The organism is Bacillus sp. AP8, assembly GCF_000321185.1.
In the GTDB taxonomy this organism is placed as follows: Bacteria; Bacillota; Bacilli; order Bacillales; family DSM-1321; genus Bacillus_AD; species Bacillus_AD massilioanorexius.
The window spans coordinates 62,834-89,163 of record NZ_CAPG01000074.1 but is presented as its reverse complement, the minus strand read 5'-3'; the positions used below and the strand labels follow the sequence as shown (position 1 = coordinate 89,163).

Sequence of the window (26,330 nt, the reverse complement as noted above, 5' to 3'; positions counted from 1 at the left end):
ATGTAAAAGAAAAATCCGAAGGATTAAACAACAAAAAGGTCAGCCAAATAGTAAACCGACGAAGGAGAAGCAAGAAGGTCGAGGACATGAAGGAGTGACGCCCGGAATGTACAATGTACATGAGGACGGAACGAGTGAAATGGACGAAGAGATTCGTAGCTTATCGTTCGTCGGCATTCGAACACGGAAGTTAAGCTCTAGCGCCGATGGTAGTTGGGGGTCTCCCCCTGTGAGAGTAGGACGTTGCCAGGCAAAGCAAAAGACCAACTAAGATGTTGGTCTTTTTTTGTTTTTGTTTTTCATTTTCATTCAAACATTTCTATGCGTAGGAAGAAGTCATTAATTGGCTCTTTCTATGCATTTTTTTATTGAAGGAAGAAGTGGTGGATCTTTCTTAAAAGGTAGGAATAACTAAATAAACAAAGGATTGAAGTTTTTTCTGTAAAGATGAATGATAATGGACTCTTTATGTAAACAATATGTATAGAATATGTTCTTTTTGATTGTTTATGAATGGTTATGATTGATTTTGAAAGGTATTTGTACTATAATAACAAAAGAATGTGAAGGAATTAACAAGAGGGGGGTTATTATGATAACTGCCGAACGTCATCATATAATTCTTGATCTTTTATCTCGGAATGGTGTAGTGGATTTGCAAAATCTATTACAAAGAACAAAGGCGTCAGAATCTACAATCCGTAGAGACTTGGCACTTTTAGAAGAGCAAGGTCTTTTAAAGAGAATACATGGAGGAGCTACACTTCCTTATTCCAAAATAGATGAGCCAACTATGCAAGATAAATCATCCAAAAACCTTCATGATAAACAAACTATAGCTGAATATGCAGCAAGTTTAGTACGAGATGGGGATTGTATTTATCTTGATGCAGGTACAACTGTTTCTGAAATGATTCCATCTCTAATCAATAAAAAAATTGTAATCGTAACCAATGGTATGATGCATGCAGATGCACTAGCTTCAGCAAAAATTACTACTTATTTAATAGGTGGAAGAATAAAAGAAAATACTAAAGCTATTGTAGGATCAGTTGCTCAAGAAAATTTAAAGCAATATCGATTTGATAAATGCTTTTTAGGGATGAATGGAATAGATGCAAAATTTGGATTTACAACCCCTGATCCAGAAGAGGCTATATTGAAGAAGATAGCGATTGAGTTGGCAGAAGAAGCTTATGTCTTAGCTGATAAAAGTAAATTTACTGAAACATTTTTTGCTAAGGTAGCCAATGTAGAGCAAGCAACAATTATTACCTCGAATGTTGAGCAATCACTTGTTCAGCAATATGTAGAAATAACAAATATGAAGGTTGTGACACCGTGATTTATACAGTAACTCTGAATCCATCAATTGACTATATCGTTGAGGTGGATAATTTTCAACTAGATCATTTAAATCGTATGGATCGTGAAAGTAAATTTCCTGGAGGAAAAGGAATTAACGTATCGCGAGTACTAACAAACGTTGATGTTCCTTCGAAAGCATTAGGTTTTCTTGGAGGTTTTACAGGAAGCTTCATTCAAGATTTCTTGAAAAATGAAGGTGTAACTACCGATTTTGTTCAAGTGAAAGAAGATTCAAGAATTAATATTAAATTGAAGACTGGGAAAGAAACCGAAATCAATGGTATGGGACCAACATTAAGCGAGCAAAATATTCAGGAACTTTATAGCAAGCTGGATGAATTGCAAGCTGGTGACATACTTGTTTTAGCTGGAAGTATTCCACCTTCAATTTCACAAACTTTTTATTCGGATTTGGTCAAAAAATATAGCCAAATGGGTGTAAAAGTTGTGGTTGATGCTGGAGGAAAAGTATTGGCAGAAGTATTGGCAGATAAACCATTTCTGGTAAAACCAAATCATCATGAGTTAGGTGAATTATTTGGAACAGAAATTAAAACGGTTGAAGAAGTCATTCCTTATGGAAAAAAGGTTGTGGAAATGGGAGCTGAAAATGTCATTGTTTCCATGGCTGGCGATGGTGCTCTTCTTTTTACAAATGGAGATGTATACACCGCTACGATACCTAAAGGAAAAGTGCTTAATTCTGTTGGTGCAGGAGATTCGCTCGTTGCAGGTTTTATCGGAACTTATTCAAAAGAACATGATTTTATAAAAGCTTTCCAAGTAGCAGTAGCAACAGGAAGTGCAACAGCATTTAGCCAGGATTTAGCATCAAAAGAGAAAATTGATTCTTTATTAGATCAAGTAACTATCAAGAAATTATAAGTTAGGTGGGACACCATGAAAATTACGGATTTATTAAAAAAAGACACCGTTATAATTCATTTGGCTTCTACGAGTAAAGCAGAAGCAATAGATGAAATGACTAAAAAATTAGAAGAAGCTGGTCGTTTAAATAGTCTAGAGGGATATCGTGAAGCGATATTAACTCGAGAATCGCAAAGTACAACAGGAATTGGTGAAGGGATTGCTATTCCTCATGCGAAAACGGATGCAGTTAAAATTCCTTCTATATTATTTGCAAAATCAGAGCAAGGTGTTGATTATGAATCATTAGATGGGCAACCAGCTCATCTATTATTTATGATTGCTGCGAGTGCAGGTGCTAATAACGAGCATCTTGAAACACTATCACGTCTTTCATCTCTGCTAATGGATGCCAAGTTTCGTGAAGATTTATTAGCCGCTCAAACTCCAGATGAAGTGATTTCAATTATTGATAAAAAAGAAAAAGAAGAAGATGGTGAAGAAGAAACCGTTGATGTTTCAAAGGATGAGCAATTGGTACTTGCTGTTACAGCTTGTCCAACTGGAATTGCTCACACATATATGGCGGCAGATGCATTGAAAGCAAAGGCCAAGGAAAGAGGCATTGCTATTAAAGTTGAAACAAATGGTTCAACAGGTGTTAAAGGAGAATTAACGCCAGAGGAAATTGAGAAAGCAACTGCTATCATTGTGGCGGCAGATAAACAAGTAGCTATGGATCGTTTCGCAGGTAAGCATGTCATTAAAGTTCCTGTTGCAGCAGGTATTCGTAAAACAGATGAATTGCTTGATCGTGCTTTACAACAAGATGCTCCAATTTATCAAGCAACTGGAGAAGCAGCAAGTGATGCTAATTCTAGTTCATCAACTAAAGGCGGATTTAGTGAGTATTTCTATAAGCCATTAATGAATGGTGTTTCTAATATGCTTCCATTTGTAGTAGGTGGCGGTTTATTAATTGCCCTGTCCTTCTTAATTGGTGGTATTAATGCAGAAGGAACTATTGCGGAAGCGCTAAATTCAATTGGTGGCGGAAGTATAGGAGCATTTGCCTTATTAGTTCCTGTACTAGCAGGTTTTATCGCGATGGGAATTGCTGACCGTCCTGCATTTGCGCCAGGTATGGTAGGTGGACTTTTAGCTGCAAGTGGTGGTGCTGGATTTTTAGGTGGTCTAGTTGCTGGTTTCTTAGCTGGTTATGTAGTCATCGGATTGAAAAAATTATTCTCAGGCTTACCACAATCATTTGAAGGAATTAAACCAGTATTATTATATCCTTTCTTTGGTATGCTACTTGTTGGTTTAATTATGATTTTTGTTGTTAATACACCAGTTAAATTCGCAATGGATGGCTTAACTAACTGGTTAAACGGCTTAACTGGAACAAATATTGTATTATTAGGTGTTATTCTTGCAGGTATGATGGCAGTTGATATGGGTGGTCCTATTAACAAAGCTGCATTTACTTTTGGTATTGCTATGATTGATGCTGGTAACTATGTGCCTCAAGCAGCGGTAATGATTGGTGGGATGGTGCCACCACTTGGTTTGGCTCTTGCTACAACATTCTTTAAAAATAAATTTACCTTAGCTGAACGTGATGCTGGTAAAACAAACTACGTAATGGGACTATCCTTTATTACAGAAGGAGCAATTCCTTTTGCAGCGGCTGATCCAATAAGAGTAATAGTAAGTTCTGTTATTGGTGCAGCTGTAGCTGGTGGTCTAGCTTTATTCTTTGGTTGTACATTACAAGCTCCACATGGTGGTATCTTTGTTATTTGGGCAGTTAAAAATCCATTAATGTACTTCGTTTCACTATTAATTGGTTCTATTATTACAGCAGTCCTTGTTGGATTCTGGAAGAAACCAGTTCAAGAAAAATAATTATGAAAAAAGGTCTCATCTTATAATATAAGTATAAGTTGAGACCTTTTTTAATTACCCACAATACTTCAGCGTTTTTCGATAAATTGACATTATCCCGATATTTTGTTAGCATTTTCTACTATTAGTATGACCAAAAGGGTGTGTTATGTTCATGAGTTCTCATGAGAGTTTAGCAATGGATAGACATAATGGCAAAACGAAAAGGAAGAATAGCATTGTTGCTGCCGCTGAAAAACTATTTATTCAAAAAGGTTATGAGAAAACGACAATGCAAGATATAGCAAATGAATTGGACATTGGGGTTGCCACTGTATTTCGTTATTTTCCAAAAAAAGAGAAGCTTTTTGTTGCTGTAGCTGTATATATTATGGAAAAAAATATCGCTACTTTCGAGTCTTTTGCTAATCTTGATATCACTTGTATTGAAAAACTAGATAAAATTTTTGAATTCTTTATGTCATTACATTTAACTAAATTCACTAACCAAACAAAATTATTAGAAGCATTTGAAAGCTATGCAGCTCTATCTCCAGAACCGTTAGAAGATATTGATCAATACTATGATGCAATTTTGAAAAACTCTAAAATATTTGAGTCGATAATTGAAAATGGTAAGCAGGATGGGTCAATTCGAACTGATATTGAAATAACAGAAGCTTTTATATCTATTACACATGCTTTTATGAGCTTTTCCAAAAAGCTTAGTTTGTTTCAAAGTATTAGTATCACAGAATCTGGTGTTGAATCAGAAAAACAGCAGGCTATTGTAAAGAATATTTTTCTTGATTATTTACGAGCTAAATAGACATATAGATGATGTGGATTATTTACTAATTCTAAAAAGTGGTAAGGGAAAATGGATAAAAAGTGAACATTTTTTGCTAGTTTATCGAAATCTATTGGTATATTTTTTAACCTCATTGACGCTAAAAAACTATTTTGTTACATTAAAGATAATTAAAAAATGCTCCCTTTAACTTATGTTGAAGGGCATTTTTTTGATTTTTCATACTACATATAGTGTTAATGTTTTGATTATATTCCATATATTGTGTAAGGGGTTGGCTGTTTTGATAAAAGAGGTAAGTAAACGCGATGGTAGAACTATTCCATTTAATGAAGAGAAGATTACGAGAGCGATTTTTTTAGCTGCATCGCAGGTAGCAGAAAATGAAGGTAAAAAGGCTGATTATCATTTATCAGAGCTACTTACTAAAGAAGTTGTAAACGTAATTAATAAACAGTATCTAGGTAAAATTCCTAGTGTTGAGGAGATACAAGATATAGTCGTAAAAATATTAATAAAAAATGGTCACGCCAAAACAAGCGAACAGTATATTTTATATCGTGGTGAACGTAATAGAGTTCGACATTCCAAAAGTAGATTAATGAAATCCATTAAAGAAATAACGTTTGTTGATGCTAATGATGCAGATATTAAACGTGAAAATGCAAATATAGATGGAAATACTGCGATGGGTACGATGCTGCAATATGGTAGCACCGTTTCTAAAGAATTCTGTAAGACAAATATGTTAAAACCTGAACATGTAATTGCTCATGATAAAGGAGATATTCATATTCATGATATGGATTTTTTAAACATGGGTACTTTAACATGCTGTCAAATTGATATAAGAAAATTGTTCGAGGGTGGATTTTCCACGGGGCATGGATTTTTGAGAGAGCCAAATGATATTGCTAGTTATGCAGCATTGGCAGCGATTGCTATTCAAAGTAACCAAAATGATCAACATGGTGGACAAAGTATTCCATTCTTTGATTACGGTTTAGCTGAAGGGGTGAAAAAAACATTTAAAAAATCTTATATGAGCCATTTGATGAAAGCACTTCAGTTGTTTGAAGACTTAGATGATCAAGAAGTAGTGTGTGTATCAGAAATTGTGCAGAAAGTAGAATTACAAACTAAAAGTGAATTGCAACTCGCTTTATCCGATGAATACCGTGAAGTAGAAAAAGAGATATTAATGCGTACTTTTGCAATTGGAGAAGAACTTGTGGAGAAGATTCAAGCTTTTTCTTACAAAGAAGCTCACAAAGAAACCAATAGAAAGACATACCAGGCTATGGAGGCATTTATTCATAATCTAAATACGATGCATTCACGTGCTGGTGCACAAGTTCCCTTTTCAAGTGTAAACTTCGGCACAGACACTTCAGCTGAAGGAAGAATGATTACAGAAAATTTATTGCTTTCATTAGAGAGTGGGCTTGGTAATGGAGAGACACCGATTTTTCCAATCTTAATATTTAAGGTAAAAGAAGGAGTAACTTTAAATCCTGGAGACCCTAACTATGATTTATTTAAGTTGGCATGTCGTGTCTCGGCTAAACGTCTGTTTCCTAACTTCAGCTTCTTAGATGCGCCATTTAATGCTCAGTATTATCAAGAAGGTAGACCGGAAACAGAGGCTACGTATATGGGCTGTAGAACTCGTGTATTAGGCAATGTTTGTGGTGAAGAAGTAGTAAGTGGTCGTGGAAATCTTTCTTTTACAACAGTGAATTTGCCTCGATTAGGAATTAAGCATGGAATGCTGCAAACTGGCGAAGCGGATTTAAAGGCATTTTTTACAGAACTAGATGAAAAGATTGATTTAGTTATAGAACAGTTATTAGAAAGAATGATGGTACAAGGGAATAAAAAGGTAAAGAACTTTCCTTTCCTAATGGGACAAAATATTTGGACTGGCTCTGATAAGTTGGATTGGGATGATTCATTAGCTGAGGTTATTAAGCAAGGAACATTAACAATCGGATTTATTGGATTGGCTGAATGTTTGGTTGCCTTAACAGGTAAGCATCACGGAGAAAGTGAAGAATCACAAAAATTAGGATTAAAAATTATTCAACATATGAGAAAACGAATGGATGAAGCATCTGAAAAATATCATTTGAATTTTTCATTAATTGCAACGCCTGCAGAAGGATTATCAGGTAGATTTACAGCCATTGATCGAAAAGAATATGGTGAACTAAAAGGCATTACAGATCGTGAGTATTATACAAATTCTTTTCATGTACCTGTGTACTATAAGATTAATGCGTTTGATAAAATCAAGACGGAAGCACCTTATCATGAATTAACGAATGCAGGTCATATTACCTATATAGAATTGGATGGAAATCCTTCAAATAATCTAGAAGCTTTTGAAAGTATTATTCATGCCATGAAAGATTTAGGAATTGGATATGGTAGTATTAATCACCCGGTTGATCGTGATCCTATTTGTGGGTATTCTGGAGTTATTGAAGGTGATATATGTCCATCATGTGGCAGAAAAGAAGAAGACGGAGACATTCCATTTGAAAGAATACGTCGAATAACAGGTTACTTAGTTGGAACAGTAGATCGATTTAATAATGCTAAAAAAGCAGAAGTACGAGATCGTGTAAAGCATTTTTAAAAGGAGATAAAGAATGAAAGTTAGAGTGGCAGCACCTTTAACGTACGACAGTATTGTTGATGGCCCAGGTTTAAGAATGGTGTTATGGACACAAGGCTGTGTACACCGTTGTAAAGGATGTCATAATCCACAAACTCATGATCCTTTAGGTGGTTTTGAGTTAGACTGTAACGATATTATTCATCAAATGAGGAACGCTAAATTGCAAAAAGGTATTACTTTTTCAGGTGGAGATCCATTTCTACAGCCAAAAGCTTTACTATCTATTGCTATAGAAGCGAGAAAATTAGGCTTAGATGTTTGGGCATATAGCGGATATCGTTGGGAAGAATTAATAAATAAAAACAATCCTAATTATGAGGATAATTTATTATTGCTAAGAGAAATTGATGTTTTAGTTGATGGGAGATTTATTGAAAAACAAAAATCTATTGAATTACTCTTTCGAGGATCAGCTAATCAAAGAATTATTGATGTTCAACAATCATTAAAATCGCTTGACGTTGTTCTAGTTCCAAGATATATGTAACGAAAAGAGTGTCACAGAAGCTATGCTTTTGTTGGCACTCTTTTTTAATGAGTTTAAAGGAACTTAGGATAAAATAGGATTCTCTATAATATGGAGAAGAAGAAGAAGAGTGTATAATATATTGTGAAAATACCATTGCTATGATGGTCTTGTCTTCATATAGTATATTGGTTACACTAACGTAAAAGACGTGATGGAGGGCAGTAGAAGTTATGGCTGCAAAAAAGAAATTTGAAGTAGAAGAATATGAAACAATAGATGCATGTTTAGATCGAATGAAATTGGAAGGATATATGCCTATAAAGCGGATTGAGAAACCCATCTTTAAGGAAGTAATTGAGAATGGTAAGACTAATTACGAGCCTTCAGGGAGAAAAATTATCTTCGAAGCGATGAAAATAGAGTAAAAAACGAACGTTAGTTTTAGATGTTGTTTAATTGTTCGATTTTATATTGACAACAAATATAAAGGATTGTTAATATGTAACTACAATATATGTGTCTCTCATATAATCTTGGGGATATGGCCCATAAGTTTCTACCCAATTACCGTAAATGATTGGACTATGAGAGAAAGTATAATCTATTTTAGGGTAAACTGTTTAACTCTTTAACGAGTTATTATACATAACTATTCCCGAATAGTTTACTTTCTCTTGCAGAAGTGAACTATTCGTTTTTTTGTTTATAAAGCGGGTATCGATATATGAAAAAAGATATATCTCGTTTTGTATGAAATGATATGCCTCATATGAATTTTGGAAGAAGTAGTCTGATTATACAGAAGGTTAATGTTATACTACAATAGTTTATCTTATGCTGGTCGGAGCTAAACAGCCGTTTCAGCATTTCATATTGTCTAGCTTCAGTGCCCAGCTCCTCAAAGTCATAAACCACCTACTTCAGAAATCTTTAGGATTTCTTACAGTATGCGGTTTATGCTGGTCGGAGCTTATCGAGGCACTTCAGCATTTCATATTGTCTAGCTTCAACGGCTAGCTCCTCGAGGTCATAAGCCAATTCGTCCAGAAGGTAAAAAACAACCTTCTAGCCGCTTTGTCTTATGCTAGTCGGAGCTAAACAGCCGTTTCAGCATTTCATAATTGGAGGGTAAAAGATGAAGCCTCAGGTTGGTGTAATTATGGGGAGTATTTCAGATTGGGAAACAATGAAATATGCTTGCGAAGAATTAGAAAAAGTGGGCATCTCCTATGAAAAACAAGTTGTTTCAGCACATAGAACGCCAGATTTAATGTTTGAATATGCTGAGAGTGCAAGAGAACGAGGAATTAAAGTTATTATTGCTGGTGCAGGAGGAGCAGCGCACTTACCAGGTATGGTAGCAGCAAAAACGACGATTCCTGTTATTGGTGTGCCTGTTCAGTCGAGAGCATTGAACGGTTTGGATTCTCTTCTTTCTATTGTTCAAATGCCAGGTGGGGTCCCAGTAGCAACAGTAGCAATTGGCAAAGCAGGGGCAACAAATGCAGGTTTGTTAGCAGCAGAAATTATATCCACTTTCGAACAAGAAGTAGCAGAAAAGTTAGAGCAAATGAGAAAAGAAACAAGGGAAAAGGTGCTGGAGAGTAGTGAACAGCTTAAATAAAGTAATATTACCAGGACAAACAATTGGTATTATCGGGGGAGGACAATTAGGGAGAATGATGGCTTTATCGGCAAGAGCATGTGGTTTTAAGATTGCCGTTTTAGATCCGACTCCAAATTGTCCATGTGGTCAAGTGGCAGATATAGAAATAACAGCTTCATACAATGATCTTGATGCATTAAAGAAATTAGCTGAAGTTAGTGATGTTATTACATTTGAATTTGAAAACATTAATGGTGAAGCATTGGATTGGCTTAAGCAGCATGCCTATGTACCACAAGGATCGGAACTATTAAAAATAAGTCAGAATCGTATCATTGAAAAGCAAACGATAGTAAATGCAGGTGTGGAAGTTGCGCCTTATACTGTTATTAGAGATAGTCAAGATTTATCACGCGGTATCGAGAAAATCGGCTTTCCTTGTGTGCTTAAGACAGCAACAGGTGGATATGATGGTAAAGGTCAACTTGTTATGAAAACAAAAGAGGATATAGAAAGTGCTAAACACATGATCGAACAGTGTGAATGTGTTTTAGAAGCATGGATTCCATTTGAAAAAGAAATATCAGTTATCGTTACTCGTAATGTAAATGGAGAATCCAAGGTGTTTCCAGTAGCTGAAAATATCCATCATGAAAACATTTTACATCAAACAATTGTGCCAGCTAGAATTACTTCTGAAACAGAACAAAAAGCATTAGAAAAAGCAAAATTAGTTGCTGATTCTATGGGGCTTGTCGGAACATTAGCTGTTGAGATGTTCGTAAGTAGTGATTCTCATATTTATATTAATGAAATTGCTCCAAGACCTCATAACTCTGGCCATTATACAATGGAGGCTTGTGAAACATCTCAATTCGAACAGCATATTAGAGCGGTCTGTAATTGGAAGCTTGCTGATACGACGTTATTAAAGCCTGTTGTTATGGTTAACATATTAGGAGAGCATGTAAAACCATTATTAGACAGAATTCCAACTCTTGATAATTGGAAAATTCATTTATATGGTAAGGAAGAAGCTAAAATAAAGCGTAAAATGGGTCATGTTAATATTTTACGAGATACTGTAGAGGAAGCGCTAATTGAGGCGAAAAAAAGTAATATTTGGTAGAAACAACAGGTGATCCTTAATAAATTGGAGGAATTAAAACATGATTGAACGTTATACAAGACCTGAAATGGGTGCTATATGGACAGACGAAAATCGATTCAATGCTTGGTTAGAGGTTGAAATTTTAGCATGTGAAGCTTGGGCTGAGCTAGGGGTTATTCCAAAAGAAGATGTTAAACTACTTCGTGAAAATGCATCTTTTAACATTGATCGTATTTTTGAAATTGAAAAAGAAACTCGACATGATGTTGTCGCATTTACTCGTGCCGTATCAGAAACGCTTGGAGAAGAACGTAAATGGGTACACTACGGTTTAACTTCAACAGATGTAGTGGATACTGCTAATTCGTACTTATTAAAACAAGCAAATGATATTCTTCAAGCTGATATTGAGCGTTTTATTGAAATCTTAAAAAATAAAGCTCAAGAGCATAAATATACTGTCATGATGGGACGTACACATGGTGTTCATGCAGAACCAACAACATTTGGTTTGAAAATGGCTTTATGGTATGAAGAAATGAAACGTAATTTGGAACGATTTAAAGCAGCAAGAGAGAGTGTAGAATATGGAAAGATTTCTGGTGCTGTTGGTACATACGCAAATATTGATCCTTTTGTTGAGAGCTATGTTTGTGAAAAATTAGGAACAAAACCAGCACCAATTTCTACTCAAACGTTACAACGTGATCGTCATGCTCACTATATGAGTACAATCGCGTTAATTGCGACTTCAATTGAAAAGTTTGCCGTTGAAGTTCGTGGCTTACAAAAAAGTGAAACACGTGAAGTAGAAGAAGCTTTTGCAAAAGGCCAAAAAGGTTCTTCAGCAATGCCGCATAAACGTAATCCAATCGGATCTGAAAATATGACTGGTATAGCACGTGTCATTCGCGGATATATGTTAACAGCTTATGAAAACGTTCCTTTATGGCATGAAAGAGATATTTCTCATTCATCAGCAGAAAGAATCATTATGCCTGATGCAACTATTGGATTGAACTATATGTTAAACCGTTTTGGAAATATCATTAAAAATTTAACGGTATTCCCTGAAAACATGAAACGTAATATGGATCGTACATTAGGTTTAATTTATTCACAACGTGTGTTATTGGCATTAATTGATAAAGGATTAGTACGTGAGGAAGCATATGATACAGTTCAACCTAGAGCAATGCAATCATGGGAGGAACAAGTACCTTTCCGTACATTAATCGAAGGAGACGAAAAAATTACTAGTCTTTTGACTCCTGAAGAAATTGCTGATTGCTTTGACTATAACTATCACTTGAAAAAGGTTGATGTTATTTTTGAACGTGTAGGTTTGTAAGCTTTTTAAAAACATCTGAAGATTAAAAGAGATTTTCAGATGTTTTTTTAATAAATATGACTAAACGTAAGTAACTGTCTGGTTTGGAGTCTTATAGGATATAGTCTTTTTACTGCTGTTCTTTTACTACCATGGTACTTACGCTTTTCTTAATTTTCCCAATATACTAAATTCGGAGGGTTCAACAATGGAAAAAGGATCATTATTGTATGAAGGTAAAGCGAAGAAGGTCTATGCAACCGATGATGAAAATGTTGTATGGCTAGAATATACCGATCAAGCAACTGCTTTTAACGGTGAGAAAAAAGCAGCGATCCAAGGAAAAGGTGCTTTAAATAATGAGATTACTAGTTTACTATTCATGAAGCTTCAGGAAGAAGGAATTCCTTCTCACTTCATTCAAAAAATTTCTGAACGTGAACAATTAGCCAAAAAAGTAAGCATTATTCCATTAGAAGTTGTTGTTAGAAATGTTTTTGCAGGCAGTATTTCTAAACGTCTAGGTGTTGAAGAAGGCGTCGAAATGAAGCAGCCCATTGTAGAATTTTATTATAAAAATGATGACCTTGGTGATCCTCTTTTAACAGATGCTCACATTTCACTATTAGATATTGCAACAGTAGAAGAAAAACAAGATATTACTGAAAAAGCATTACGTGTGAATGAAGTATTAAAAAAATTCTTTGCTGAAATAAATATCAGATTAATAGATTTTAAGCTTGAATTTGGAAAAACAGAGCAAGGTGAAATTTTACTAGCAGATGAAATCTCACCAGATACTTGTCGCTTGTGGGATGCTACTACTGGTGAAAAGCTCGATAAAGACGTATTCCGTCGTGACTTAGGAAATATTACAGATGCATATGAACAGATTTTATCAAGACTTGGAGGAGCAAAGCATGTATAAAGTTAAGGTGTATGTAACATTAAGAGAAAGTGTATTAGATCCACAAGGAGCGGCAGTTAAACATTCATTAAATAGTCTTTCATATACAGAAGTTGAGGATATTCGTATTGGGAAGTATATGGAGCTTTCTATTAGTAAAAGTGATCGAGATGTGAATGAAGTAGTAAAAGAAATGTGCGAAAAGTTATTAGTAAATACGGTTATAGAAGACTATCGTTATGAGGTTGAGGAGGTTGTCGCACAGTGAAATTTGCAGTAATCATGTTTCCAGGCTCGAACTGTGATGTAGACATGTATCATGCGATTAAGGATGAGCTTGGTGAGGAAGTAGAATACGTTTGGCATACTGAAACTGATTTATCTACGTTTGATGGCATTCTATTACCAGGTGGTTTTTCATATGGTGATTACCTTCGCTGTGGTGCCATTGCTCGATTCTCAAATGTTATGGAGCAAGTAGTAAAAGCTGCAAATGAAGGAAAACCGGTTTTAGGCGTATGTAATGGATTCCAAATTTTACTTGAAGCGGGCTTACTTCCTGGTGCAATGAGAAGAAATGAAAGCCTTCATTTCATTTGTCGAAATGTTCAACTAAAAGTTGAGAATAACGAAACCATGTTTACAAATATGTACGCAAAAGATGAAGTAATTACTATTCCAATTGCTCATGGTGAAGGAAATTACTATTGCGATGAAGCAACCCTACAGAAATTAAAAGAAAATAATCAAATCGTTTTCACATATGAAGGAACAAATCCGAACGGAAGTCTTGAAGATATTGCTGGTATTGTCAATGAGACAGGAAATGTATTAGGGATGATGCCACATCCAGAGCGTGCAGTTGACTCATTATTAGGAAGTGCTGACGGTCTAAACTTATTTAAATCTATCGTTAAACAATGGAGGGAATCACATGTCGTTACTGCTTGAGCCAAGTCCAGAACGTATTCAAACAGAAAAAATATATGCAGAAATGGGACTATCTCCTGAAGAATTCGATTTAGTAACGAAGATTCTCGGTCGTTTTCCTAACTATACCGAATTAGGCTTATTTTCTGTCATGTGGTCAGAGCATTGCTCTTATAAAAATTCAAAACCCGTATTACGTAAGTTTCCAGTAACCGGTGAAAAAGTTTTACAAGGACCAGGAGAAGGTGCAGGGATTGTAGATATTGGTGACAACCAAGCGGTTGTTTTCAAAATCGAATCTCATAACCACCCTTCTGCGATAGAGCCCTACCAAGGAGCTGCAACGGGTGTAGGTGGAATTATTCGTGACGTATTCTCAATGGGTGCACGTCCTATTGCGATGCTTAATTCATTGCGTTTCGGTGAATTAGATACAGCCCGTACGAAATATTTATTTAAAGAAGTAGTTGCTGGTATTGCAGGATATGGGAATTGTATCGGAATTCCAACGGTTGGTGGAGAAATTCAATTTGAGAAATGCTATGAAGGAAATCCACTTGTAAATGCGATGTGTGTTGGTTTAATCAATCATAAGGATATTAAAAAAGGTCAAGCGCATGGTGTTGGTAATACAGTTATGTATGTTGGAGCGAAAACAGGACGCGATGGAATTCACGGAGCTACCTTTGCTTCAGAAGAATTGACAGATGCATCCGATGAAAAACGTCCGGCTGTTCAAGTTGGTGACCCATTCATGGAGAAGCTTTTATTAGAAGCTTGTCTTGAACTGATTCACTGTGATGCTTTAGTAGGTATTCAAGATATGGGAGCGGCAGGTTTAACAAGTTCATCAGCAGAAATGGCAAGTAAAGCAGGTTCTGGTATTGAAATGAACTTAGATCTTGTACCTCAACGTGAAACAGGCATGACAGCCTATGAAATGATGCTTTCTGAATCACAAGAGAGAATGCTAATCGTCGTTACGAAAGGACGCGAACAAGAAATCGTCGACTTATTCTCGAAATATGATTTAGAAGCAGTTGCAATTGGTCATGTTACGGATGACAAACAATTACGTTTAATTCACAACGGTGAGGTAGTAGCAGATGTTCCAGTTGATGCTTTAGCGGAAGATGCACCTGTGTATCATAAACCATCAACAGAGCCTGCTTATTATCGTGAATATCAAGCAATGGAGCTTGATACACCACAAATTGAAGATTACGGAAATACATTAAAGCAATTACTGTCTCAAGCAACTATTTCAAGTAAAGAGTGGGTGTATGATCAATATGATTATATGGTACGCACTAATACGGTTGTTGCTCCTGGCTCAGATGCTGCTGTTGTTCGAATTCGTGAAACAAACAAGGCATTAGCTATGACGACAGATTGTAATTCAAGATATATTTATTTGGATCCAGAGGTTGGTGGTCAAATAGCAGTTGCTGAAGCAGCACGTAATATCATTTGTTCTGGAGCAGAACCACTGGCTATTACAGATTGTTTAAACTTTGGTAATCCAGAGAAACCAGAAATTTTCTGGCAAATTGAAAAAGCAACTGACGGTATGAGTGAAGCATGTCGTACGTTAAATACTCCTGTTATTGGTGGAAATGTATCACTATACAATGAAACAAGTGGAGAAGCTGTTTACCCAACACCTGTAGTAGGGATGGTTGGACTTGTGCATGAATTAGAGCATATTACAACACAAGCCTTTAAAAAAGCTGGAGATGCGATTTATGTAATCGGTGAAGCTAAAAGAGAATGGGGCGGAACAGAATTACAGAAATTATTGCATGGAGAAATTTTTGGGCCAGCACCTTCCATTGATTTGAATGTGGAAAACCAACGTCAGCAACAATTATTAGAAGCAATACGCCAAGGAGTTATTGCATCTGCTCATGATTTAGCTGAAGGTGGTTTAGCGGTTGCATTAGCTGAATCATTGTTTGGAAGTAGTAATTTAGGAGCAAAGGTTGAATTGAAAGGTGATACAACAGCTGAACTATTCAGTGAAACACAATCCCGCTTCTTAGTATCTGTTCCACAAGAGAAAAAAGATCAGTTTGAAAAAATAGTTGTGGATTGTGTATTAATTGGTGAAGTGGCAAATGATGGGGTGTTAACAGTTCAAGATGAGAATAACGAAAAAGTTCTTGAAGAAAAAGTGAAAGAATTGGAGTCAGCCTGGAAAGGAGCAATCCCATGCTTGCTGAAATAAAAGGTCTAAACGAAGAATGTGGCGTCATAGGAGTATGGGGGCATGCTGATGCTGCTCAAATTACTTATTATGGTTTACACAGCTTACAACACCGTGGTCAAGAAGGTGCTGGTATGGTACTTAGTGATGGTAAAAAATTGATTGGTGTTAAAGGTGAAGGTTTAGTAACTGAAGTTTTTTCACAAGAGAAAATGAAGGATGTTCAAGGTATAGGTTCCATAGGACATGTGCGTTATGCAACGGCAGGGGGAGGCGGATATGAAAATGTTCAGCCACTTCTGTTCCACTTTCAAAATGAAAGTATGGGCTTAGCTCATAATGGAAACTTAGTAAATGCCACGCAACTAAAAGCTCAGCTAGAAGCACAAGGTAGTATTTTTCAAACAACATCAGACACAGAGGTTGTGGCTCATTTAATTAGAAGATCTGGTTTTTCTAGCTTAAAAGATCGAGTGAAAAATGCATTGAGCCTTGTGAAAGGAGCCTATGCATTCCTTGTTATGGGCGAGAAAGAAATGATTGTTGCTCGTGATCCTCATGGATTACGTCCATTATCCCTTGCGAAACTAGGTGATGGATATGTTGTAGCTTCTGAAACTTGTGCCATTGATATTGTTGGTGCAACGTTTATTCGAGATATCGAACCTGGTGAACTATTAGTTATTAATGATGAAGGTGTTAAAGCTGAGCGTTTCTCTGTATCAAATACGCGAGCAATGTGTGCGATGGAATATGTATATTTTTCTCGTCCAGATAGCAATATAGACGGCATTAACGTTCACACAGCACGTAAAAATATGGGGAAACAACTAGCAATGGAAGCGTTGATTGATGCGGATGTTGTAACAGGAGTACCCGATTCAAGTATTTCTGCTGCCATGGGTTATGCGGAAGCATCAGGAATTCCATATGAAATGGGCTTATTAAAAAATCGTTATGTAGGTCGAACATTTATTCAGCCTTCTCAATCTTTGCGTGAACAAGGTGTGAAAATGAAGTTATCACCTGTTCGTGGCGTTGTAGAAGGAAAACGTGTAATCATGGTTGATGATTCTATTGTACGAGGAACAACAAGTCGTCGTATTGTCAAAATGCTTAAAGAAGCAGGAGCAAAAGAGGTTCATGTCGTTATTAGCTCACCTCCTATCAAAAATCCTTGTTTCTATGGCATTGATACTTCCACAAAAGAAGAATTAATTGCTTCTCAAAAGTCAATTGATGAAATAAAAGAAATGATTGAAGCAGATTCACTAACGTTTTTAAGCCAAAAAGGAATGGTTGAAGCAATTGGTAGACCTTTTGACGATGAGACAGGTGGGCAATGTATGGCTTGTTTCACAGGAAAGTATCCAACTGAAATTTATACAACAGAGGATGAACAATCACCAACTACTATTTGTTGATGACACTCTTTGTGATACATGATTTTAATTAAAAAAGCAGCATCATGTATGCTGCTTTTTTAAAATGATAATAGAACACGAAAAGAAATAAATAATCAAAGCGTAGTGGCTGTCTAGCTTTAGTGCCTAGTCCCTCGAGGTCATAAGCCAAGTCATCTAGAAGATTTAAAAGCAACCTTCTAGACAAATTGTCATATGCTGGTCGGGGGCCTACAGGAGGTAGGGCACAAAGGAATTGCCACAGGACGTGGCGTTCATAGCCTTTGTTCCATACTTGCAAGGCGCTTACGCTTTTCTAAATTGGAGGATAGATGGATGGCTAATGCATACAAACAAGCTGGTGTGGACATTGAAGCTGGTTATGAAGCAGTAAATAAGATGAAAAAGCATGTGCAAAAAACGATGCGTCCAGAAGTATTAAGTGGTTTGGGCGGTTTTGGAGGTATGTTTGATCTTTCGGCACTTGGACTAAAAGAACCAGTACTAGTATCAGGAACGGATGGCGTAGGAACGAAGCTAATGCTGGCATTCATGATGGATCAGCACGATACAATTGGCATTGATGCGGTTGCGATGTGTGTGAATGATATCGTAGTACAAGGAGCTGAGCCACTGTACTTTTTAGACTATATAGCTTGTGGCAAAGCACATCCTGATAAAATCGAAGCAATTGTAAAAGGAGTTGCAACAGGTTGTGAACAAGCTGGAGCTGCATTAATTGGTGGAGAGACGGCTGAAATGCCTGGAATGTATGACGAAGAGGAGTATGACTTAGCTGGATTTGCTGTTGGAGCATGTGAAAAGAAGAACTTAGTTACTGGTGAAAATATTCAAGCTGGTGATGCTGTGATTGGTCTAGCATCAAGTGGTATTCATAGTAATGGATATTCTCTTGTTCGAAAAATTTTACTTCAGGATGCCAATAAGGATTTGCATACTTATGAGGAATCTTTGGGATGTAAGCTAGGTGAGGAGTTACTAAAACCTACTCGAATTTATGTGAAATCATTATTATCTGCATTAAAGCAATTTAATGTGAAAGGAATGGCACACATTACAGGCGGTGGGTTTATCGAAAACATTCCTAGAATGATGCCTGAAGGCTTAGGTGTAAAGATTGAAAAGGGAAATTGGCCGGTACATCCAATTTTCAAGATGCTTCAAAAAGAAGGTAACTTAATTGAAGATGAAATGTTTAACATTTTTAACATGGGAATTGGAATGGTTGTTGTTGTTCCTGCTGAAGAAGCAGAAGCAGCTATAAAGCATTTTGAAGAGCTTGGTGAAAAAGCCTATGTAATTGGTTCGGTAACTTCTGAACAAGGCGTACAGTGGGGGAAGTAAAAGCAGATGAAAAAAATTGCGGTATTTGCTTCAGGAAGTGGCAGTAATTTTCAATGTATAAATGATTACATCTCTCAAGGACAACTTGATGCTGAAATTAAACTACTAGTCTGTGATCGACCAGGAGCTTTTGCGATTGAACGTGCGGAAAAAGCAGGAATTCCTACTTTTGTTTTTTCAGCAAAGGATTATGAAAGTAAGGAAGCTTTTGAAAGTGAGATTGTAAAGCAGCTACAGGAAAGAGATGTAGAGTTTATTGTATTAGCGGGTTATATGAGATTAATAGGTGATACTTTATTAACTTCATACTCTAATAGAATTGTGAATATTCATCCATCGCTATTACCAGCTTTTCCTGGGAAGGATGCGATTGGGCAAGCTTTTAAAGCAGGAGTGAAAATTACGGGCGTAACGATTCACTATGTAGATGAAGGAATGGATACCGGTCCAATTATTGATCAAAAGGCGGTAGAAGTTATAGCAGGAGATACGAGAGAGTCACTTCAACAACGTATTCAAGAGACAGAACATTGGCTATATCCAACCGTTTTACAACGAATATTTTCATAAATAATAGACTCTGTTACAAATTACTGTTGATTTTTAATAAGAAATAAATGTTTACAATCCGTATAAGTATTGTTGAAAGTGTACGGATTGTAAACATAATCTACAGTGGACTGTTAACATAGCTAAATAATAGAAGAGGTGCAAAGTAATCATGGCAAAAAGAGCATTAATCAGTGTATCGGATAAAACAGGAATTGTTGAATTTGCAAAGCAACTGAAGGAAGTAGGATTTGAAATTATTTCTACTGGTGGAACAAGTAAAGCCTTACAAGATGCAGGTGTTGAGGTTATCGGAATCAGTGATGTTACAGATTTCCCAGAGATTTTAGATGGTCGTGTAAAAACGCTACACCCTAATGTACATGGTGGACTTCTTGCCAGACATGATGACCCTGATCACAAAAAGCAAATTGAAGCACATAACATTCAGCCAATTGAGCTTGTTTGTGTAAATTTGTATCCTTTCCAACAAACCATTGCAAAACCAGATGTATCTGTTGAAGATGCCATTGAAAATATTGATATTGGTGGACCAACTATGCTACGATCAGCTGCTAAAAACCATGAATACGTGACGGTTGTAGTAGATCCAACTGATTATGTAAAAGTTGTTGCAGAGTATAAGGAACAAGGTAAAACAACTTTTGAAACACGCCGTGCGCTTGCAGCAAAAGTATTCCGTCATACGGCCGCTTATGATAGTGTTATTTCTCAATATATGACAGAACTTGTTGGGGAAGAACAACCAGAAAGTGTAACGTACACATTTGATTTACAGCAAAGTTTACGTTATGGAGAAAACCCACATCAAAAGGCAGCATTTTATAGAAAACCATTAGGTTCAAAGTTCTCAATTGCAAATGCAGAGCAATTACATGGAAAAGAATTATCATACAACAATATTAATGATGCAAACGCAGCGTTACAAATTGTGAAGGAATTTGATCTTCCAGCAGCAGTTGCTGTAAAGCATAACAATCCATGTGGTGTTGGTACAGGTGAAACAATTTTTGAAGCATTCTCAAAGGCGTATGAAGCAGATTCTACGTCAATCTTTGGGGGCATCGTTGCACTAAATAGAGAAGTAGATGAAGAGACTGCTAAGAAGCTTCATGAAATTTTCTTAGAGATTGTTATTGCACCAAGCTTTTCAAAAGCAGCTCTAGATATATTAACAAGTAAGAAAAATTTACGTCTATTAACTCTTTCATTTGAAAATACAAAAACAAATGAAAAAGTTCTATCGTCTGTTGAAGGTGGTTTATTAGTTCAAGATGCTGATGGATACTCTTTAGATGATGCGACGATTACAATTCCTACAAAACGTCAACCAACTGAAGCAGAATGGGATGCTCTTAAGCTTGGGTGGAATGTTGTAAAACACGTGAAATCAAATGCGATTGTCGTAAGTGATAGTCAAATGACTTTAGGTGTAGGAGCTGGGCAAATGAACCGCGTTGGTTCTGCTAAAATTGCGCTCGAACAAGCTGGTGAAAAAGCAAAAGGAGCGGCTCTTGCATCAGATGCATTTTTCCCAATGCCAGATACGTTGGAAGAGGCAGCTAAAGCAGGGATCACAGCGATCATTCAACCAGGTGGTAGCATTCGTGATGAAGATTCAATTAAAGCAGCTGATGAACATGGGATTGCCATGGTATTTACAGGTGTTAGACATTTTAAACATTAAAATGGGGGTAGTCAGCGAATGAATGTTTTAGTTATTGGACGTGGAGGTCGTGAGCATGCGATTGCTCGTAAATTTTCTGAAAGTAAACGTGTAACAACAGTTTTTGTAGCGCCTGGAAATCCAGGAATGCAAGATGTAGCGAAGCTTGTGCCAATCCAAGAAAATGAAAAAGAAAAATTACTTGCTTTTGTTAAAGAAAATAAGGTAGAACTTACATTTGTAGGACCTGAAGTTCCATTATTAGCTGGCTTAGTTGATGCATTTGAATCGGAAGGGTTACGTGCATTTGGGCCTCGTCAAAATGCAGCGGAAATTGAGGGGAGTAAAAGCTTTGCTAAAGATTTAATGAAGAAATATGATATTCCAACGGCTGCATATGAGACGTTTACATCGTTTGAAGAAGCAAAGGCGTATGTAGAAAAGATGGGTGCTCCGATTGTTATTAAAGCGAATGGACTAGCAGCTGGAAAAGGCGTAGTGGTTGCTACGTCTGAACAAGAAGCAATTGATGCATTAACTGATATGCTAGTAAACGCGAAGTTTGGTTCATCATCAGCAAGTGTAGTTATTGAAGAATACTTAGAAGGTGAAGAATTTTCTTTGTTGAGCTTTGTAAATGGAAATAAAGTGTATCCAATGGTCATTGCTCAAGATCATAAACGTGCTTTTGATGGTGATAAAGGACCAAATACAGGAGGCATGGGAGCATACTCTCCTGTACCACAAATATCGAAAGCAGTAATAGATGAATCCATCGAAAAAATAGTAAAAGTTACAGCAGAAGCCATGATTAGTGAAGGCCGTACCTTTACTGGGATTTTATATGCTGGCTTAATGTTAACAGATAAAGGACCAAAAGTAATTGAATTTAATGCTCGATTTGGTGACCCAGAAACGCAGGTGATTCTACCACGTCTGGATTCGGATTTAGTGGATGTATTAGAAGCAGTCATGGATGGGAAAGAAATAGAAATTCAATGGTCTGACGAAGCTGTTTTAGGAGTGGTATTAGCAGCAAAAGGTTATCCAGAGGATTATAATAAAGGCGATATCATTACAGGTCTTGAAACGGTAGATCCAAAAGTGCATATCTATCATGCAGGAACAGCTGTTGATCAAGTTGGTAACACTGTGACAAATGGTGGTAGAGTGCTATTTTTATCAGCTAAAGGTGTTTCATTAGAAGAAGCAAAGCAAAAAGTATACCAAGAAATAAAAAAAGTGAAATGTGATGCACTTTTTTATCGAAGCGATATTGGTCATCGCGTAATTAAATAAGAAAAAGAGGGTGCAACAGAAGCCTTGCTTTTGGTTACACCCTCTTTTTCTTAATTAGGTTTTCAGAATAGTAGTAGATGTTTTGTTGATGTGTTTTACGGTAAAATGAATTATTTAATCTTCCGTATTGGATGTAGAATCTGTTGATGAATCTTTTGACAGGAAAGATGGATTATCAAAGGTAAAATTACCGAGGTCACTTAGCATATCTTGATACATATGTTGGCTTTTATTAAATAGCTCGGTTAACGGGCAATAACGTAATATACCTTCAGCTACCTTCATGGCAGCTAACATGGCTAAAAAGATATAAGATTGTTTCCAAGGTCTACGAACCATTTTAGCTGTAAGATAGCTGAGCATGGTTAAACCACAAGTGATTCGGATAAGGGCATTAATTGTGTTGATATTGGAAGTATTTTTCATTTTTGTGTCTCCCTTTACAAATTATTTACATAAAATCTGCATACCATACTGTGTAAAAATAACTAAATATGTTAATATAAAAAAAACTGAATGTTATGTTTTCTTACAAAACAAAATTAATGATAAGAGATGAGGGATGTTCATGCTAGAACAACGGTATAGGTGGAAAAATAAAACATTGCGTGAGCATATTGCTATAATAGATGGAATCAAATCACCGCATATACTACTTAAAAATGCGACTTATTTAAATCAAGCACTACGAAAATGGATGAAAGCAAATATATGGATTTATGAAGATCGAATCATATATGTGGGAAATAAAACTCCTGATAAACTTGATAATTGTGACATAATTGATTGCTCAGATTATCATTTAGTACCAGGTTATATAGAACCTCATTCTCATCCTTTTCAATTATATAATCCCCATACATTTTCTCATTATGCATCTTTAACAGGAACAACTACGCTGATCAATGACAACATGATGATCTTTTTACATTTAGAAAAAAAGAAAGCGTTTTCTCTGCTTAAAGAATTACGAAATCTACCTGTATCCATGTACTGGTGGTGTCGATTTGATTCTCAAACAGAGATATATAATGAAGAAACTGTATTTTCACATGGTAATATTAAGTCTTGGTTAGAGCATGATGCTGTTCTTCAAGGGGGAGAGCTGACTGGATGGCCAAAGCTACTTGATGGGGATGACTTAATGTTACATTGGATTCAGGAAGCAAAAAGGATGAAAAAGAAAATAGAAGGTCATTTTCCAGGAGCATCAGAAAAAACATTAACCAAAATGACGTTATTAGGTGTTGATTGTGATCATGAGGCTATGAACGGAGAAGAAGTTCTTACACGCTTAATGCAAGGCTTTTATGTTTCACTTCGCCATTCTTCTATACGTCCTGATTTAGCCAATATTTTAGATGATCTTCATAAGCAGGGAATCGATCAATATGATAAGTTTTTCTTAAATACAGATGGATCTCCTCCAGCATTTTATGAGCATGGTTTTATGGATCGAATGATTAAAATTTGTATTGAGCATGGGGTACCTATTATTGATGCGTACAATATGGCGACAATTAATATAGCTCGTTATTACAATATAGAATATTTACATGGAAACATCAGTACAGGGCGAGTTGCGAATATTAACTTTTTAAAAGATCCGAGTGACCCTACGCCAGTATCTGTTATGGCAAAGGGGAAATGGATACTGAGGGATGGAGATGTTATTTCTCAGCATCAGCCATTTGATTGGTCACAGTTTGGATTTACACCATTGGAAATGGAATGGGATATGAATTATGATGATTTACAATTTTCTATGCCTTTTGGTGTAGAAATGGTCAATGATGTAATTACTAAGCCTTATTCTGTTACTCGTGATATGTCTTATGATGAATTATGCTTTGATCACGATGAATGCTTTTACATGCTAATTGACCGCAATGGAAAATGGCGTATTAATACGGTTATTAAAGGATTTGCAGATAAATTATGTGGATTTGCAAGCTCGTATTCGAATACAGGAGATATTATTGTCATCGGTAAGCGAAAAGAAGATATGCTGTTAGCTTTTAATGAGCTAAAAGATATGGGTGGAGGCATTATCATTACTGAAAGAGGAAAGGTAATTCACCGAATACCACTAGCCTTGATGGGTATTATGTCTGACAAACCGATGAATGATTTAATTGAAGAGGAAAAAAAACTGACAGCTCTTTTAAAAGAAAGAGGTTATCGTTTTTCAGATCCTTTATACAGTTTATTGTTTTTTGCATCAACTCATTTACCTTATATTCGCATTACCCCGACAGGAATGTACGATGTTATGAATAAGACAGTACTCTTTCCAGCAATAATGCGTTAAAATAATAAAGTAGGTAGATTAGTTTGAATCCGGTAGGTTGTTGGATGAAAAGGGGAAATCATTATGCGCTTAAAGATGATTAGCAGCTTGTGTTTAGCAGCCATGCTTGTAATCAGTGGTTGCAGTAAGGGCAAAGAGGAAAAAACAGAACCGTCGGTAGATGAACCTAAACAAGTAGAAACGACCGATAAGGAAAAGAACACATATCCTCTTACGGGATTAGCAACGGATAATGATATTAATCATAGAGCAGTCGCTGTTATGATTAATAATCACTCTAAAGCGAGGCCTCAAAGTGGATTATCTAAAGCAGATATCGTATATGAGATGCTAGCAGAGGGAAATGTAACGAGATTTCTAGCTGTTTTTCAAAGTGAACAGCCAGAAAGAGTAGGCCCTGTTAGAAGTGCTCGAGACTACTTTATTGAAATTGCAAAAGGTCTAGATAGTATTTACATCAATCACGGGTATAGTCCAGATGCCAAAACTTTATTAAATTCAGGATATATTGATCATTTAAATGGTTTGTTTTATGATGGTACCCTTTTTAAACGCGATAAATCTAGAAAAGCTCCTCACAATTCTTATATATCCTTTGAAAATATAGAAAAAGGATCAAAAGAGCAAGGATTTGATTTTACCACGCCACCGAAAGAATGGTCATTTTACACCGAAGAAGAAAGTAATTCAATTGTAGGTGCAGACGCAAATAAGTTTACTGTGGATTATGGTTCAAATACTTATAATGTTACATACGAATATGATGGATCTGAGAAAATGTATAAAAGGTATTCGGATGGATCTCAAATAGTTGATCAGGATACTGGTAAAGAAGTATTGCTAGATAACATTATTGTATTGGAAGCACCACATAAAATTATAGACAACGAGGGGCGCCGTGATATAGATTTATCTAATGGTGGTAATGCTTACTTGTTTCAAAAAGGGAAAATGAACGAGATTCAATGGCAATTTGTTGACAATCTGTTTATTTTCATAAAAGATGGAGAAAAGGTACAATTTGTACCAGGGAAAACGTGGATAAATATTGTTCCAGATAAAAAGGGATTACAATCTACAGTCACTGTGCAATAAGTCGAGTCTAGCTGAGCCATTTTTACTTGTAAAAGGAGTTAAACTATGCAAATAAACAAATTAAGAGGAAGAGAACTAGATCAGTTGTTTAATGCTATTCTTTCTTTAAATGACCTAGAAGAATGTTATCGTTTTTTTGATGACTTATGCACGATTAATGAAATTCAATCTCTTGCTCAAAGACTAGAAGTAGCTAGAATGCTTCAGGATGGAAAAACATATCATAAAATAGAAACAGAAACAGGAGCAAGTACTGCTACAATTTCTAGAGTGAAAAGATGCTTGAATTACGGAAATGATGCATATACAATGGCTTTAAAAAGAATAGAAACACAAGAATAGACTGTCCAATTGGGCAGTCTTATTCTTTGTCTTTTTAATTGATCTATTCAATAAAAAAATCAGTACGGTTGTATATAGGTCAGGGGCCTTACAGGATGTGCGAG

The 26,330-nt window shown here is 36.1% G+C and carries 24 protein-coding genes and 1 riboswitch; of the genes, 23 read left to right on the top strand and 1 reads right to left on the bottom strand.

Annotation, left to right across the window (positions count from 1 at the left end; translation table 11 throughout):
- From BN349_RS26450 to purD, 20 genes are all read left to right on the top strand, one after another.
- Positions 1 to 271 (top strand): hypothetical protein (locus BN349_RS26450; RefSeq protein WP_051024292.1); only part of this gene is annotated, 271 nt, incomplete at its 5' end.
- Between the two features lie 321 nt (positions 272 to 592).
- On the top strand, positions 593 to 1,345 hold the full coding sequence (locus BN349_RS17955) for a DeoR/GlpR family DNA-binding transcription regulator (RefSeq protein WP_019243724.1): 753 nt from the start codon (positions 593 to 595) through the stop codon (positions 1,343 to 1,345).
- A complete protein-coding gene (gene pfkB / locus BN349_RS17950; protein ID WP_019243723.1) occupies positions 1,342 to 2,253 on the top strand; it encodes a 1-phosphofructokinase in 912 nt (303 codons plus the stop codon). Before BN349_RS17955 ends, pfkB begins: the two co-directional genes overlap by 4 nt.
- 15 nt (positions 2,254 to 2,268) lie before the next feature.
- The gene (locus BN349_RS17945) at positions 2,269 to 4,143 is read left to right on the top strand and encodes a PTS fructose transporter subunit IIABC (protein ID WP_019243722.1); all 1,875 of its coding nucleotides are present in this window, start codon (positions 2,269 to 2,271) and stop codon (positions 4,141 to 4,143) included.
- A gap of 154 nt (positions 4,144 to 4,297) precedes the next feature.
- The gene (locus BN349_RS17940; protein ID WP_019243721.1) at positions 4,298 to 4,951 is read left to right on the top strand and encodes a TetR/AcrR family transcriptional regulator; all 654 of its coding nucleotides are present in this window, start codon (positions 4,298 to 4,300) and stop codon (positions 4,949 to 4,951) included.
- A gap of 265 nt (positions 4,952 to 5,216) precedes the next feature.
- On the top strand, positions 5,217 to 7,574 hold the full coding sequence (locus tag BN349_RS17935) for an anaerobic ribonucleoside triphosphate reductase (protein WP_019243720.1): 2,358 nt from the start codon (positions 5,217 to 5,219) through the stop codon (positions 7,572 to 7,574).
- A 13-nt stretch (positions 7,575 to 7,587) separates the two neighbouring features.
- The gene (gene nrdG, locus BN349_RS17930; RefSeq protein WP_019243719.1) at positions 7,588 to 8,103 is read left to right on the top strand and encodes an anaerobic ribonucleoside-triphosphate reductase activating protein; all 516 of its coding nucleotides are present in this window, start codon (positions 7,588 to 7,590) and stop codon (positions 8,101 to 8,103) included.
- Positions 8,104 to 8,315: 212 nt separating this feature from the next.
- Positions 8,316 to 8,510, top strand: a complete 195-nt coding sequence (locus tag BN349_RS17925) for an NETI motif-containing protein (protein WP_019243718.1) — start codon at positions 8,316 to 8,318, stop codon at positions 8,508 to 8,510.
- 78 nt (positions 8,511 to 8,588) lie between these two features.
- A riboswitch (purine riboswitch) is annotated at positions 8,589 to 8,690 on the top strand.
- Positions 8,691 to 9,220: 530 nt separating this feature from the next.
- Positions 9,221 to 9,709: a 5-(carboxyamino)imidazole ribonucleotide mutase gene (gene purE / locus BN349_RS17920; protein ID WP_019243717.1), complete on the top strand. Its 489-nt coding sequence runs from the start codon at positions 9,221 to 9,223 to the stop codon at positions 9,707 to 9,709.
- Positions 9,693 to 10,820, top strand: coding sequence for a 5-(carboxyamino)imidazole ribonucleotide synthase (gene purK / locus BN349_RS17915; RefSeq protein WP_019243716.1), 1,128 nt, complete (start codon positions 9,693 to 9,695; stop codon positions 10,818 to 10,820). The genes purE and purK overlap by 17 nt, the downstream gene beginning before the upstream one ends.
- Before the next feature lie 40 nt (positions 10,821 to 10,860).
- Positions 10,861 to 12,153 carry an adenylosuccinate lyase gene (purB, locus tag BN349_RS17910; protein ID WP_019243715.1) on the top strand — a complete coding sequence of 431 codons (1,293 nt, stop codon included), beginning with the start codon at positions 10,861 to 10,863 and terminating at the stop codon, positions 12,151 to 12,153.
- Positions 12,154 to 12,340: 187 nt separating this feature from the next.
- Positions 12,341 to 13,060, top strand: a complete 720-nt coding sequence (purC, locus tag BN349_RS17905; protein WP_019243714.1) for a phosphoribosylaminoimidazolesuccinocarboxamide synthase — start codon at positions 12,341 to 12,343, stop codon at positions 13,058 to 13,060.
- Positions 13,053 to 13,307 (top strand): phosphoribosylformylglycinamidine synthase subunit PurS, encoded by a 255-nt coding sequence (gene purS / locus BN349_RS17900; protein WP_019243713.1) that lies wholly within the window; start codon positions 13,053 to 13,055, stop codon positions 13,305 to 13,307. Before purC ends, purS begins: the two co-directional genes overlap by 8 nt.
- The gene (gene purQ / locus BN349_RS17895; RefSeq protein WP_019243712.1) at positions 13,304 to 13,990 is read left to right on the top strand and encodes a phosphoribosylformylglycinamidine synthase subunit PurQ; all 687 of its coding nucleotides are present in this window, start codon (positions 13,304 to 13,306) and stop codon (positions 13,988 to 13,990) included. Before purS ends, purQ begins: the two co-directional genes overlap by 4 nt.
- Positions 13,974 to 16,196, top strand: a complete 2,223-nt coding sequence (gene purL, locus BN349_RS17890; protein ID WP_019243711.1) for a phosphoribosylformylglycinamidine synthase subunit PurL — start codon at positions 13,974 to 13,976, stop codon at positions 16,194 to 16,196. The genes purQ and purL overlap by 17 nt, the downstream gene beginning before the upstream one ends.
- Positions 16,181 to 17,599 carry an amidophosphoribosyltransferase gene (gene purF, locus BN349_RS17885; RefSeq protein ID WP_019243710.1) on the top strand — a complete coding sequence of 473 codons (1,419 nt, stop codon included), beginning with the start codon at positions 16,181 to 16,183 and terminating at the stop codon, positions 17,597 to 17,599. Before purL ends, purF begins: the two co-directional genes overlap by 16 nt.
- A gap of 315 nt (positions 17,600 to 17,914) precedes the next feature.
- Positions 17,915 to 18,943, top strand: coding sequence for a phosphoribosylformylglycinamidine cyclo-ligase (purM, locus tag BN349_RS17880; RefSeq protein ID WP_019243709.1), 1,029 nt, complete (start codon positions 17,915 to 17,917; stop codon positions 18,941 to 18,943).
- Between the two features lie 6 nt (positions 18,944 to 18,949).
- Positions 18,950 to 19,513, top strand: a complete 564-nt coding sequence (purN, locus tag BN349_RS17875; RefSeq protein ID WP_019243708.1) for a phosphoribosylglycinamide formyltransferase — start codon at positions 18,950 to 18,952, stop codon at positions 19,511 to 19,513.
- A gap of 151 nt (positions 19,514 to 19,664) precedes the next feature.
- Positions 19,665 to 21,200: a bifunctional phosphoribosylaminoimidazolecarboxamide formyltransferase/IMP cyclohydrolase gene (gene purH / locus BN349_RS17870; RefSeq protein ID WP_019243707.1), complete on the top strand. Its 1,536-nt coding sequence runs from the start codon at positions 19,665 to 19,667 to the stop codon at positions 21,198 to 21,200.
- A gap of 18 nt (positions 21,201 to 21,218) precedes the next feature.
- The gene (gene purD / locus BN349_RS17865) at positions 21,219 to 22,478 is read left to right on the top strand and encodes a phosphoribosylamine--glycine ligase (RefSeq protein WP_019243706.1); all 1,260 of its coding nucleotides are present in this window, start codon (positions 21,219 to 21,221) and stop codon (positions 22,476 to 22,478) included.
- A 114-nt stretch (positions 22,479 to 22,592) separates the two neighbouring features.
- Here purD and BN349_RS24290 read toward each other — a convergent pair whose 3' ends face one another.
- The gene (locus BN349_RS24290; RefSeq protein WP_019243705.1) at positions 22,593 to 22,904 is read right to left on the bottom strand and encodes a YgaP-like transmembrane domain; all 312 of its coding nucleotides are present in this window, start codon (positions 22,902 to 22,904) and stop codon (positions 22,593 to 22,595) included.
- A 142-nt stretch (positions 22,905 to 23,046) separates the two neighbouring features.
- Here BN349_RS24290 and BN349_RS17855 point away from each other — a divergent pair, with 142 nt between their 5' ends.
- The 3 genes from BN349_RS17855 (at position 23,047) to BN349_RS17845 (ending at position 26,226) form a co-directional block, all read left to right on the top strand.
- Positions 23,047 to 24,789, top strand: a complete 1,743-nt coding sequence (locus tag BN349_RS17855) for an adenine deaminase C-terminal domain-containing protein (RefSeq protein WP_019243704.1) — start codon at positions 23,047 to 23,049, stop codon at positions 24,787 to 24,789.
- Positions 24,790 to 24,852: 63 nt separating this feature from the next.
- Complete coding sequence (locus tag BN349_RS17850) at positions 24,853 to 25,884, top strand: DUF3048 domain-containing protein (RefSeq protein WP_019243703.1); 1,032 nt, start codon at positions 24,853 to 24,855, stop codon at positions 25,882 to 25,884.
- 45 nt (positions 25,885 to 25,929) lie between these two features.
- Positions 25,930 to 26,226 carry a YerC/YecD family TrpR-related protein gene (locus BN349_RS17845; protein WP_019243702.1) on the top strand — a complete coding sequence of 99 codons (297 nt, stop codon included), beginning with the start codon at positions 25,930 to 25,932 and terminating at the stop codon, positions 26,224 to 26,226.
- Positions 26,227 to 26,330 lie beyond the last annotated feature (104 nt).